General features: G+C 59.6%; 12 protein-coding genes. 3 read left to right on the forward strand and 9 right to left on the reverse strand.

What is annotated here, in order from left to right; genetic code table 11:
- Positions 1–60: 60 nt before the first annotated feature.
- The 9 genes from asd to ACNPN0_RS02735 all read right to left on the reverse strand — a co-directional run bounded on the left by asd (position 61) and on the right by ACNPN0_RS02735 (position 8472).
- The gene (gene asd, locus ACNPN0_RS02695; RefSeq protein WP_400342041.1) at positions 61–1179 is read right to left on the reverse strand and encodes an aspartate-semialdehyde dehydrogenase; all 1119 of its coding nucleotides are present in this window, start codon (positions 1177–1179) and stop codon (positions 61–63) included.
- A gap of 112 nt (positions 1180–1291) precedes the next feature.
- A complete protein-coding gene (locus tag ACNPN0_RS02700; RefSeq protein WP_105656882.1) occupies positions 1292–1519 on the reverse strand; it encodes an NF038396 family protein in 228 nt (75 codons plus the stop codon).
- Between the two features lie 7 nt (positions 1520–1526).
- Positions 1527–2102 (reverse strand): dihydrofolate reductase, encoded by a 576-nt coding sequence (locus tag ACNPN0_RS02705; protein WP_448937637.1) that lies wholly within the window; start codon positions 2100–2102, stop codon positions 1527–1529.
- A complete protein-coding gene (locus tag ACNPN0_RS02710) occupies positions 2099–2908 on the reverse strand; it encodes a thymidylate synthase (protein ID WP_105657074.1) in 810 nt (269 codons plus the stop codon). Before ACNPN0_RS02710 ends, ACNPN0_RS02705 begins: the two co-directional genes overlap by 4 nt.
- Positions 2909–3017: 109 nt before the next feature.
- The gene (locus ACNPN0_RS02715) at positions 3018–3347 is read right to left on the reverse strand and encodes a GNAT family N-acetyltransferase (RefSeq protein WP_105656880.1); all 330 of its coding nucleotides are present in this window, start codon (positions 3345–3347) and stop codon (positions 3018–3020) included.
- 139 nt (positions 3348–3486) lie between these two features.
- The gene (locus ACNPN0_RS02720; protein ID WP_105656879.1) at positions 3487–4494 is read right to left on the reverse strand and encodes an NUDIX hydrolase; all 1008 of its coding nucleotides are present in this window, start codon (positions 4492–4494) and stop codon (positions 3487–3489) included.
- A complete protein-coding gene (locus tag ACNPN0_RS02725; RefSeq protein WP_448937638.1) occupies positions 4494–6710 on the reverse strand; it encodes an RNA degradosome polyphosphate kinase in 2217 nt (738 codons plus the stop codon). Before ACNPN0_RS02725 ends, ACNPN0_RS02720 begins: the two co-directional genes overlap by 1 nt.
- An 84-nt stretch (positions 6711–6794) precedes the next feature.
- A complete protein-coding gene (mshD, locus tag ACNPN0_RS02730) occupies positions 6795–7751 on the reverse strand; it encodes a mycothiol synthase (protein WP_434693013.1) in 957 nt (318 codons plus the stop codon).
- Positions 7752–7803: 52 nt separating this feature from the next.
- The gene (locus ACNPN0_RS02735) at positions 7804–8472 is read right to left on the reverse strand and encodes a winged helix-turn-helix domain-containing protein (protein ID WP_105656876.1); all 669 of its coding nucleotides are present in this window, start codon (positions 8470–8472) and stop codon (positions 7804–7806) included.
- Between the two features lie 198 nt (positions 8473–8670).
- On the opposite strand from ACNPN0_RS02735, the gene ACNPN0_RS02740 reads away from it, so the two are divergent.
- The 3 genes from ACNPN0_RS02740 (at position 8671) to ygfZ (ending at position 11305) form a co-directional block, all read left to right on the forward strand.
- On the forward strand, positions 8671–9339 hold the full coding sequence (locus tag ACNPN0_RS02740; RefSeq protein ID WP_105661542.1) for a hypothetical protein: 669 nt from the start codon (positions 8671–8673) through the stop codon (positions 9337–9339).
- Between the two features lie 266 nt (positions 9340–9605).
- Entirely contained in the window at positions 9606–10220 is a 615-nt protein-coding gene (locus ACNPN0_RS02745; RefSeq protein ID WP_133833614.1) for an FABP family protein, read from the forward strand.
- Positions 10221–10222: 2 nt separating this feature from the next.
- Positions 10223–11305 carry a CAF17-like 4Fe-4S cluster assembly/insertion protein YgfZ gene (gene ygfZ, locus ACNPN0_RS02750; protein ID WP_133833615.1) on the forward strand — a complete coding sequence of 361 codons (1083 nt, stop codon included), beginning with the start codon at positions 10223–10225 and terminating at the stop codon, positions 11303–11305.
- The last annotated feature ends 31 nt before the right edge of the window (positions 11306–11336 follow it).

Here is an 11336-nt window from a genome sequence, read left to right on the forward strand (position 1 = left end):
GCCAAGCCCAGAACAGAAATTTCTGTTCTGGGCTTGGCCATGGCTTTGCCTCGGAGGTGCCTAGAGGCGGCCCTGGGCGATAGCGAGCATGCGGCGCAGCGGCTCGGCAGCGCCCCACAGCAGCTGGTCTCCAACGGTAAAGGCCGAGATGTACTCAGGACCCATTTCCAGCTTGCGGATACGGCCGACCGGGATATCCAAGGTACCGGACGCCGCGACCGGAGTCAGCTGGTCCATGGTGGCTTCCTTCTCGTTGGGAACGACCTTGGCCCACTGGTTGTCTGCTGAGAGCAGCGACTCGATTTCGGAGACTGGCAGGTCTTCCTTCAGCTTCAGCGTCAGTGCCTGCGAGTGCGAGCGCATGGCACCGATGCGGACGCACAGGCCGTCCATGATGATCTGCTTGTCGCCGGGGGTCTGCAGGATCTTGTTGGTCTCAACGCCTGCCTTCCACTCTTCGCGGGACTGGCCGTTGCCCAAATCAGCGTCGATCCATGGGATCAGCGAGCCGCCCAGTGGTACGCCGAATTGCGCGGCATCCAGGTTTCCGCGCTGGGTTTCCAGGACCTTGCGGTCGATTTCCAGGATGGCGCTGGCTGGATCGGCCAACTCGCTGCCCACCGACGCATTGATGTCGCCGAACTGGGTGAGCAGTTCGCGCATATGGCGTGCGCCGCCGCCGGAAGCGGCCTGGTAGGTCATCGCGGTGCCCCACTCGACCAAGTTGTTCTTGAATAGCCCGCCCAAGCCCATGAGCATGCACGAGACGGTGCAGTTGCCGCCGATGTAGTCCTTGACGCCAGAGGCCAGGGATTCATCGATCACGGCTCGGTTGACCGGGTCCAAAACGATGACCGAATCATCATTCATGCGCAGCGAGGACGCCGCATCGATCCACAGGCCGTCCCAGCCGGACTTGCGAAGCTCGGTGTGGACCTTGGTCGTGTAGTCCCCGCCCTGGGCAGTGACGATGATCGGCAACTTGGACAGCGTTTCAATATCGAACGCGTCCTGCAGCGGCCCAGCACCCTCAGCGAATGCCGGGGCGTTGCCGCCGGCATTGGAAGTCGAGAAAAATACCGGGTCAATCTGGACGAAATCGCCCTCGTCGAGCATGCGCTGCATCAGCACGGAACCAACCATGCCTCGGTAACCTACAAAACCAACAGATGAAGTCATGTATCCATGGTAGGGGCGTTTATCCGGCAGAGCCCGGTTCGTTACACCAGTTAAAGCAGAATCACACCCAAGCCCCAGCAGGGTTCAGGTGTGACTCGGTGCAGCGAAAGTTTTACTTTTCCTCAAGCAGCAGCTTGCGGTTCTTGATCGCCCACATGGCGGAGAAGATAAAGATCTGCGTCGGGACCAGCAGCATGATCAGGCCGAATACCTTGTGGCCGCCGAGAACCATGAAGAAGCCGAGTACGGCCACCACCAAGGCCAGCAGCGGGAAGAGCATGTATCCGAGAATGAAGAGTGCTTCGGGGTGCTGCTTGAGCTCTCCGATGTATTTTTTCATGGTCGTTCTAATCCTTTTGGCGAAGCCAGGTTTCAAAGCGGTAGCGGGTACCGGTGGAGGAAGTGTGCCAGTGGGCAGCTTCCGAATCTAGGGACGGATCGGATGCGCCCAGAGCGAAGTCAGCGGTGAGCTTCGGTGCGGAGGTATCTCCAGCAGGGGAGGCAACGAGCTTGGTAATCACCGCGACGTCCAGCAGCGCCAGTGCCTGGGCATAGACCTTTCCGCCGCCAATGATCCATACTTCTTCGCCGCCGGCGCTGCGCTGTGCCAACGCGATGGCTTCTTCCAAGCTGGAGACGGGGAGTGCGCCATCCTTGCGCAGCTGCGCGTGGGCATCAGCCTGCGTGGTCAGCACGATGTTGGTGCGTCCTGGCAATGGACGGAACTTCGCCGGGAAGGAATTCCATGTGGCACGACCCATGATCACTGGATGGCCAGCGGTCGTGCGCTTGAAATGGGCCAGGTCCTCGGGAACGTGCCATGGCATGGCGCCGTCAGCGCCAATAATGCCGTTCTCGGCTTGGGCCCAAATGGCGCCAATCAGCGGTTCAACGTCGTGTGCGTGGCGAGGCTGGGGAGTCATACGGCTACGGCTCCCTTGATCGTCGGGTGGTGCTGGTAGTCGTTGATGCTGAAATCTTCCAGCGTGTAGTCGAAGATCGACTCGGGCTTGGAATTGAAGCTGAGCGTCGGGTATGGGTAGGGATCGCGGGAGAGCTGCTCCTTGACCTGTTCCAAGTGGTTGGTGTAGATATGCACGTCGCCACCAGTCCAGATGAACTCGCCTGGCTCCAGATCGAGCTGGTGGGCAAGCATGCGCGTGAGCAGTGCGTAGGAAGCGATGTTGAACGGTACGCCCAGGAACATGTCTGCACTGCGCTGGTAGAGCTGGCAGGAGAGCTTGCCCTCGGCCACGTAGAACTGGAAGAACACGTGGCATGGAGGCAACGCCATATTCTGGATCTCTGCGACATTCCACGCCGAGACGATGTGGCGGCGGGAGTCCGGATTGTTCCGCAGCGAGTCGACCAGCTGGGAGATCTGGTCAATGTGGCCGCCATCGGGAGTTGGCCAGCTGCGCCACTGGACACCATAGACCGGTCCGAGTTCGCCGGCTTCGTCAGCCCATTCATTCCAGATGCGCACGCCCTGGTCCTGCAGCCACTTCACATTGGATTCGCCGCGCAGGAACCACAAGAGTTCTGCTGCCACGGATTTGAAGTGCACGCGTTTGGTGGTGACCAGCGGGAAAGAATCCTTCAGATCGAAGCGGATCTGGCGGCCGAATACCGACAGCGTTCCAGTTCCGGTGCGGTCTTCCTTGGAGGCGCCGTTCTCCAGCACGTCTCGAAGCAGATCTTCATAAGGGGTTGCGATTGGAGTCGTCATCTTACCTGTCGTGCTGGTGGTCGGCGCTGGCATATTCACACGTCCCAGTTTAGATCAAACGGAAAGCTCCTGGAACTAAGCGCATTGATGATGCTGCTCGCACTCGTGCCTAGCTCGCAGCCACCATGTCGTTATACTCCGGGTAGCGGCGCAGGTAGTCCTGGACGTAGCTGCACTCCGGGATGATCTTCAGCCCTTTGTCGCGGAACTTGTCCAGAACCAAGGTCACCAGCGCGCGAGCGTATCCGCGACGGCCGAATTCCTCATTGACTATGGTGTGCTGGATGGTGGCGATGCCATCTTCTTCGTAGTAGCCGAGGAAACCGACAAAAGTGGAACCGTGCCACAGCGAATAGCGGCCGCGGCTGGCATCGTGATCCAAACGCAGTCCATGGTGCACAATCTTCTCGACTGGCTGGTTCGGTTGCTGGGCAGTCATGGCATTACCTCATTCTTGGCTGTGACGTGTCTCCTATTCATAGTCTTATCCCTAATCGGAGGCAGATGCAACGGCTGGTGCCACGCCCTGAGAGAACACTGAAGCCCGGCATGCAATGCCGGGCTTCAGCCGCATCAGGCTAATCGTGGTACGGCGTATGAATCTCAAAGGAGACAATTCGCGGGCTGCCGGATTGGACCTGCTGCGCAACGATCAGGGACCCCGGTTCCAAATAGGGATCCTGGTCCGGCAGGGCCATGGCCAGTTCGTCAGTGGAGTTCTGGGCAAGAACCTCCAACACGAAGGGCAGCACCGGGCGATGGGTGCAAATCACCTGGGAACGGTACTTGTCGAAGAGTTTTTGCACGGCCTTGCGTGCCCGCTCCGGATTGCGTGTCGCCGCATGTTCGGTCAGGGCTTTAATGCTCTTGAGCTTCAAGGCGTGCAAGGCGGCATAGGGAGTGATCGTCTGGACGCACCGCATCCACGGGGAAGAGGCCACGTGCATCGGCTTCCATGCTTCGAGCATCCGGGAAACTGCCTGCGCCTGGCGTCGCCCCGTCGCCGCCAGCGGGCGGTCTCCTTCGGCACGAGTCCAGTTGCCACGAGGCTTGGCCTTGGCATGGCGGACAATGAGCACCGGGTGCGTATCGAGCACGCCGGCTTCATAGGCCAGGACCAGATCGGACAGCGGCTGGTTGTCCGTGGCAATGGACAGCATTTTGGCAGCCTTCTTGGGACTGGTCCAAAGAGCCTCGTCGCATTCCGCGCCATCAGGCTCAATTACCGTCTGCGCATCGGTCTTGGCTGCCCAATAGTAGACAACCTTGGTTTTCTGACCCACGGAGTAGGCGGTGGCTGAAAGCGGGATGCCCAAGGTGATGCGCAACCCGATTTCCTCGCGGACCTCGCGCAGCGCACACTCGGCGATGGATTCACCCTGATCGAGTTTGCCCTTGGGCCAGGACCAGTCATCGTACTTTGGGCGGTGGATCAGGAGAACTTGGAGTTTGCCGTCCTTCACGCGCCAGGGGATTGCCCCGGCGGCCACGATGTCGTATTCGCCAAGGCGGATTTCCTCGGCATCTGCAGAACGGATGATGTCACGAGCCCTGGTGCGGGTATCGCGCAGCTCTGGTTCGGTCACTAGCTATTACGTCCACTGTTTCGTCGGCGGGCATGTTCTTCAACTAACCAGAACTGGACGTCCGAGAGCGCCTTGCCATCCTCGTCCTGGTAATGGCGAATCCAGTCGCCATCGGAGTTCAGGTGCCACGAAGCGGTCTTGTCGTCCATGTAGCGGGCCAGCAGGGTGATCATGCGATCAATGTCCTCCTGGTTGCGCAGCGAAACCAGGGCTTCCACGCGACGATCCAGGTTGCGGTGCATCATGTCGGCGGAGCCGATGTACACCAGTGGATCTCCGCCGTTTTCAAACATGAACACGCGGCTGTGCTCAAGGAACCGGCCCAAGATGGAACGTACTTCGATGTTCTCGCTCAGTCCCGGCACTCCCGGGCGCAGGGCGCAGATGCCGCGAACGATGACTTCCACCTTGACCCTTGCCTGGCTGGCCCGGTACAGCGCATCGATGATGGCTTCATCCACGATGGAATTGACCTTGATGACGACCTTTGCCGGCTTGCCGGCCGCGGCGTTGACTATCTCCTTCTCGATATGCGCCAGCAAGCCGGTGCGTACCGAGCGCGGAGCAACCAGCAGGCGGTTGTAGGTCGAGCGCGGGGCGTAGCCCGAAAGCTGGTTGAACAGCTTGGAGATATCCTCGCCAACTTCGTCGTCGCAGGTGAGCAGGCCGAAGTCTTCGTAATACCGCGCGGTGCGCGGGTGGTAGTTGCCGGTGCCGATGTGGCAATAGCGGCGCAGCTTGTCGCCTTCGCGGCGAACCACCAAGGAGAGCTTGGAGTGGGTTTTCAGGCCCACGATGCCGTAGACCACGTGCACGCCCGCCTGTTCCAGCTTGCGCGCCCAAGAGATGTTGGCCTGCTCGTCGAAGCGGGCCTTGATTTCTACCAGGGCCAGAACCTGCTTGCCAGCTTCGGCCGCATCAATCAGCGCATCGACGATAGGCGAGTCGCCGCTGGTGCGGTACAGGGTCTGCTTGATGGCCATGACCTTCGGGTCAGCTGCGGCCTGTTCCAGGAAGGCCTGCACGCTGGTGGAGAAGGAATCATAGGGATGGTGAAGCAAGATGTCGCGGCGCCGGACGGCCGCGAACACATTGGCGGCTTTGGCAGTTTCTGATTCGTTCAGGTAGTTCGAGGTATGGCCAACATGCTTGGTGTAGTGAAGCTCTGAACGGTCCAGCGACGCAATAACGCCCAAACCGCGCAGGTCCAACGGGGTGGGAAGCTTGAAAACCTCGTCCTCTTCAACACCGAGCTCGCGGGTGAGCAGCTCCATGATTTCAGGGTTGATGTCATTGGCGACTTCCAGGCGAACGGGAGGACCGAAGCGGCGGCGCAGCAATTCCTTCTCCAGCGCCTGCAGCAGGTTCTCTGCATCGTCCTCTTCAACTTCCAGGTCCTCGTTGCGGGTGACACGGAAGAAGTGGTGCTCGACGATTTCCATCCCCGGGAACAACAGCTCCAGGTGCACCGCAATAAGTGCTTCGAGCGGGATGAACCGGGCCGTGCGCAACGAAGAGTGCGCCGCGCGGGTGCCGTCGATGCTGATCAGGCGGGCGATGGTGTCTGGCACCTTCAAGCGGGCAAAGAGTTCCTTGCCGGTCAGCGGGTTGCGGACCACCACAGCCAGATTCAGCGACAGCCCGGAGATGTACGGGAATGGGTGAGCAGGGTCAACCGCCAGCGGAGTGAGTACCGGGAATACCTGGGAAACGAACCACTTGGAAAGCAGGTCACGCTCGGATGCCGAGAGGTCTTCCCAGGTGGTGATGCGGATACCCTGCTCGGCCAAATCCGGGTATACCGAGTCGGCGAAGACTTTGGCATGGCGGGTCTGCAGCGCGTGGGCCGAGGATAGCAGCAACTCCAACTGGTCTACCGGGTTCATTCCGTTAGCCGCCGGCACCGCCAGTCCAGCGTGGATGCGGCGCTTCAGCCCGGCAACGCGAACCATGAAGAACTCATCAAGGTTCGAGGCGAAGATGGACAGGAAGTTCACCCGTTCAAGCAAGGGCAGATCGGTGTCTTCGGCCAGCTCCAGAACGCGGGCGTTGAAATGCAGCCAGCTGAGCTCACGGTCAAGGAAACGCTCATTTTTGAATCCGCCATCAGGATGCAGATCCGGTAGCGAATCTGCTGGCTCTATACGATCTTCATTGACCTTCGAGGAAGGAACATCACGTAGCTGAGTACTAGTTTCCTTGGGGTAGCTATTCATCGGCTGAACTCACTTCTTTCCTGCAAGTGGACGCTAAAGACACCGCTGGCGGCAGTCGCGATAAATCAGGAACTGCCGGTACCCCTAGTCTATCTTCTGCGGACCGTACATAATGTCCGCATCCCAAAGTGTGAAGCCCAGCGAGCGGTAGAGCTTAACTGCAGCTTCATTATCGGCATCCACGTACAAGATCACCGCATCGACGCCCAGTTCCAGCAGGTAGTTGATGCCGGTGGTGGTCAAGGACCGGCCCAGGCCTAGCCCCTGCGCCTCGGGAACGACGCCGACAACGTAAACCTCGCCGGTGGGGCGGACCGCGTCTGCGGTAGCAGGATGGATCTTGGTCCAGTGGTAGGCGAGCAGATTCTCCTCCGCGTCAAAGGCCAGGAAGAAGCCGGATGGGTCGAACCAGTCCTCGGACATGCGCGCTTCGAGGTCATTGAGGGTCAGCGAACCTTGCTCGGGATGATGCACGAAGGACTTGGCGTTAGCTTCCAGCCATTGCGGCTCGTCCTCGCCAACACGGAAGGTGCGGACCGTAATCCGGCGATCAATCGCAGGCTCTTCAAGGTAATCGGTGCCTTCGCGGCGCATCCGGAACAGCTCGCGTACGCGGTCCAGGCCCACACCTGCGGCCAGCTTCTTGGCCGCATCGTGGTCGCCGTGCGCCCACGCCTGGATCTTCGAGAGATCCAGCAGCTCACCGAGCTTGCCCAGCAGGGCCCGGCCAATGCCAGCGCGGCGATGCTCGGGGTGGACTACCAGTTCCAGGACCCAAGGCTGATCCGGGGATTCCCGAACCGCGATGGCAACGCCGGCCAACGTCGACTCCGCGCCTTCGCCAGCTTCAGCCAGCAGGGCAAGCAGATTTTCGCTAGGCTCATCGGCTGCCAATGCCACCAGGGTCTGGTCGCTTAACGGCGGGTTGCCATCGGCTTGCTGCGCATCGAGGGCTAGCTGGCGCACGTCGGATAGCGCCCGTTCATCAAGCTCACCGGGGACGTGCTGGATGGAAACAGTGTTCTGTGGCAGTTCGCTCATGCATTTCACGATAGTCGTAAAATGTGCGAAGTGGGTAGGAGTTATCTGAAAGTTATGATTCGGTGTGGAAGCGGTAGCCGACGTTGCGCACCGTGCCGATGAGCTGTTCATGATCGGTGCCGAGTTTCGCGCGCAAACGTCGCACATGCACGTCTACGGTACGGGTGCCTCCGTAGTAGTCGTATCCCCACACTTCATGCAGCAGCTGTTCGCGGGTGAAGACTCGGCCGGGGAACTGTGCCAGGTACTTGAGCAGTTCAAACTCTTTGTACGTCAGGTCCAGCATGCGGTTATCGATACGGGCGGTGTAGCTCAACTCATCGATGCGCAGGCCCGAAGTGCTTTCAGCGGCCACCGGTGCGGGGGCGGGAACCGTGGCTCCGGAGAGCATCAGGCGGATGCGTGCATCAAGCTCGGCAGGGATGGCGGAAGGCAACAGGAAATCAGTCGCAAACCAATCCGAGTTCAAAATGCCCAGTGCGCCTTCGCTGACAACCAGCAGCAAGGGCAGATTCAAATTGGCGTGCAATAACTGCGCCAGGGAGCGCGCCGGAATGAGATCTGTACGGGCATCGAGGATGACCGCGTCGCACTCAGGGATTTGGCTCAGCGACTCCGTTGTTGCAGGGAAGAAAGAAATCTCGTGCAATAACAGTTCGAGTGCCGGAAGAACTTCAGCGGCATTTTCGGCATGATTACTTAATAGCAGTAGGTGAGCCAATCGGTCTTCCTCCTGCCAGATAGTTGCGAAAAAATCACTTTTACGTGTCACAGTATAAGGAATGAATCAGTTGAAGCACGCATGTGAACACGCAAGTGCGGACACATTACCGTCAGGAATCAGAATTTGAGAATCAAGGTTTTATTCAGTGGACTCGTCGCAGCGGCACTGCTTGTCGTTGTTGCAAGTCTGGATTCGATGAGCTGGCTGATGGGTGTGCTCACCGCGGTCTTGCAGCTGATTTTCGCCTATACCTGGCCACGAATGGTCCGCTCCGATGCGCCATGGCCGATCACCATCATCTTGGCGTTGTGCTCTTTGGCGGCTACGGCTTCGACCATGTTCATGCCAGGCGGGTCGGTGATGTCACATAGTGTCGAAGCAATCGCCGTTGGCGTGCTTCTGGTATTTATCAGCCAGGTATTGCGCGGGGCAGAAGCCGAAGGCCGGCTGGCCGGTGTGGTTTCTGGCGTGACAGGCATAGTCCTGGGCGTGCTGGGTTCCGCCTGGGCCGCTAGTGCTTATGTGCCCTACGGCTTTGGGCTGGCCGTCACAACCGTGGTCGCTCTGCTTGGGGCTGGTGCGGTTGCCGTTACCCGCCTGCCAAACCGGATGACCATGATCCTGGCGCCTGTGGTCGCTGCCGCATTGGGCGCGGCCTCCAGCGCGCTGCCAATCGATATGCTCTGGTACCAAGGGGCGACCCTGGGACTGCTGACCGGCTTGCTGGTGGGTTCATTACGCGCATTGGCCTTGGTCAGCCGCAGCGTACGAAACATGAGTGGAATCCTTGGCCTTGCCTGCGCCATCTTGCTGATGAGCGGTGCGGTCAGCTGGTACGCGATGGAAGTGCTGGCTTTCATTTAGCGGTGAGCGGTTCAAATATGATGCTAGCTGCGTCACGCGTGTCGAAGTTCTCCTGCCTCCCGCGCTAAGATGAAGCCATGAATGAAAATTACCTTGCAATCGAAATTTTCTTCCAGGCACTTGTAGTGATCGCCGGTCTCGGAATGGCTGGGTTCGCAGGCTTGGTAGTGAAGCGCCTCTTCCAGGGCCAGAAGTAGAAACAGCGCACACAACAACGTGTGCGCTGTTTTCATTTCATCACTAACTGACTTAGGAGCGAGTAGTCCATGGCTTTTGACCTACCTACGGACCTCACCCCGGAACTTGTACCTTTCGCATGGCTCATCGGCACCTGGGAAGGTGCTGGCCGTCTTGGCGAAGGCGAAGCCGAGGACGAGTTTTTCTGGCAGCAAGTCACCTTCCGTGACGTTGGCGGGCCGTACCTTGAATACCGCAGTGAAGCCTGGCTGACCGAAGCCGATGGCACGAAGCTGCGGATCCTAGCCGTTGAAACCGGCTTCTGGTCCTTGGACCGTGAACAGCAGGAAGCCGATGCCGGTCCTGGCATGGAGCCCGGTGACATCTTCCCGGTACTGCGTTCGGCCGACGATGTGCAGAAGCTGCATACCGAAGACGGCTTCAAGATCCAGGCGCAAATTGTCCGACCAGACGGCATCTCAGAGCTGTATTACGGCCTGATTAATGGACCACGCATTCAGCTGGCCACCGAGAGCTTGCTGCGCAGCAAGAACGCCCAAGCCTACGCGTCCTCAACCCGGATCTACGGTCTGGTCAATGGCGAGCTGTTCTGGCGCTGGGATGTTTCCAAGGGCAATATGGATCTTCAAGCGCACGCCTCGGCGGCGCTCAAGCGTGTCACCTCGGAAGGCACGGTGCACTAATCATGGCCACTGAATACCGTTCGGTCCTGCTGGACCGTGCTGCCGCAGTGGAAGCTGGCGGCGTAGATGCCGGCGTCGCAGCCCACTACGGCGCTCCTACCCGCGAAGCTCGCAAACTCGCTGAGGGCCAGGCAATTGCCGATCTGAGCCACTTCGATGTCGTGGAGATCCGCGGCGAAGACCGCCAAAGTTGGCTCGATACGCTCAGCAGCCAGCGCATTTCCAGCCTGAAGCCAGGAGACAGCACCCAGACGCTGCTGCTTTCGGTTCAAGGACGCATTGAGCACGAAATGAAGGTGCTGGCCACCGCAGATCGCTTGCTGCTGATCGTTGAACCTGGTGCCGGAGCAGCGTTGGCGCAGTTCCTGAACTCAATGCGCTTCATGCTGCGCGTTGAGGTCAATGATCTTTCCGAGAGCTACGGCGTATTGGCGGCTACCCGCAAGATTGGCACTGCCGGGAGCCTGGTCTGGGAGAACCCATGGCCCGGAATCACCGACGGTGGTTGGGCCTATTCCCGTGAGGATCACCCGGGCAAGGAACGTCCGTGGTTCCTGCATATCGTGGAGTTGGAGCAGCTTGCCGTCGCAGTAGCTGACGAAGAGCTGTCAGGCATGATGGCTGTCGAGGCCTTGCGTATCGCCGCGTGGGAGCCGCGCTTCGGTGCCGAGATAGACGACAAGACCATTCCCCACGAGTTGGATTGGCTGCGTACCGCGGTGCACATGGACAAGGGCTGCTATAAAGGCCAGGAAACAATTGCCCGGGTGCACAACATCGGCCACCCGCCTCGTCGCATGGTTTTCTTGGACCTCGACGGTTCCATGCACACGCTGCCGGCCACCGGCGCCGAAGTGAAGCTGGGGGAGCGCACGGTTGGCCGGATCACTTCCGCGACTTTGCACTATGAAGCCGGGCCAATCGCCTTGGCCGTGGTCAAGCGCAACGTTGACCCGGAAGCGGTTCTGTCCGTGGTGGACGGCGAAACGAGCTACCCGGCAACGCAGGAAGTCATTGTGGCGACCGACGCCGGCCAGGTCGCTGGGCGCTTTACCGGGTTCCTGAGAACCCCGCCGCAAGGCTAAAGGCCAAAGAGAAGGGCGTGGGTTGGAATGC

The sequence above is a fragment of the Glutamicibacter sp. AGC84 genome, assembly GCF_053543575.1.

Excerpts from the sequence above, each read along its gene's own strand:
- asd (WP_400342041.1), bottom strand. The coding sequence starts at position 1,179 with ATGACTTCATCTGTTGGTTTTGTAGGTTACCGAGGCATGGTTGGTTCC.
- ACNPN0_RS02700 (WP_105656882.1), bottom strand. The coding sequence starts at position 1,519 with ATGAAAAAATACATCGGAGAGCTCAAGCAGCACCCCGAAGCACTCTTC.
- ACNPN0_RS02705 (WP_448937637.1), bottom strand. The coding sequence starts at position 2,102 with ATGACTCCCCAGCCTCGCCACGCACACGACGTTGAACCGCTGATTGGC.
- ACNPN0_RS02710 (WP_105657074.1), bottom strand. The coding sequence starts at position 2,908 with ATGACGACTCCAATCGCAACCCCTTATGAAGATCTGCTTCGAGACGTG.
- ACNPN0_RS02715 (WP_105656880.1), bottom strand. The coding sequence starts at position 3,347 with ATGACTGCCCAGCAACCGAACCAGCCAGTCGAGAAGATTGTGCACCAT.
- ACNPN0_RS02725 (WP_448937638.1), bottom strand. The coding sequence starts at position 6,710 with ATGAATAGCTACCCCAAGGAAACTAGTACTCAGCTACGTGATGTTCCT.
- mshD (WP_434693013.1), bottom strand. The coding sequence starts at position 7,751 with ATGAGCGAACTGCCACAGAACACTGTTTCCATCCAGCACGTCCCCGGT.
- ACNPN0_RS02740 (WP_105661542.1), top strand. The coding sequence starts at position 8,671 with ATGAGCTGGCTGATGGGTGTGCTCACCGCGGTCTTGCAGCTGATTTTC.
- ACNPN0_RS02745 (WP_133833614.1), top strand. The coding sequence starts at position 9,606 with ATGGCTTTTGACCTACCTACGGACCTCACCCCGGAACTTGTACCTTTC.
- ygfZ (WP_133833615.1), top strand. The coding sequence starts at position 10,223 with ATGGCCACTGAATACCGTTCGGTCCTGCTGGACCGTGCTGCCGCAGTG.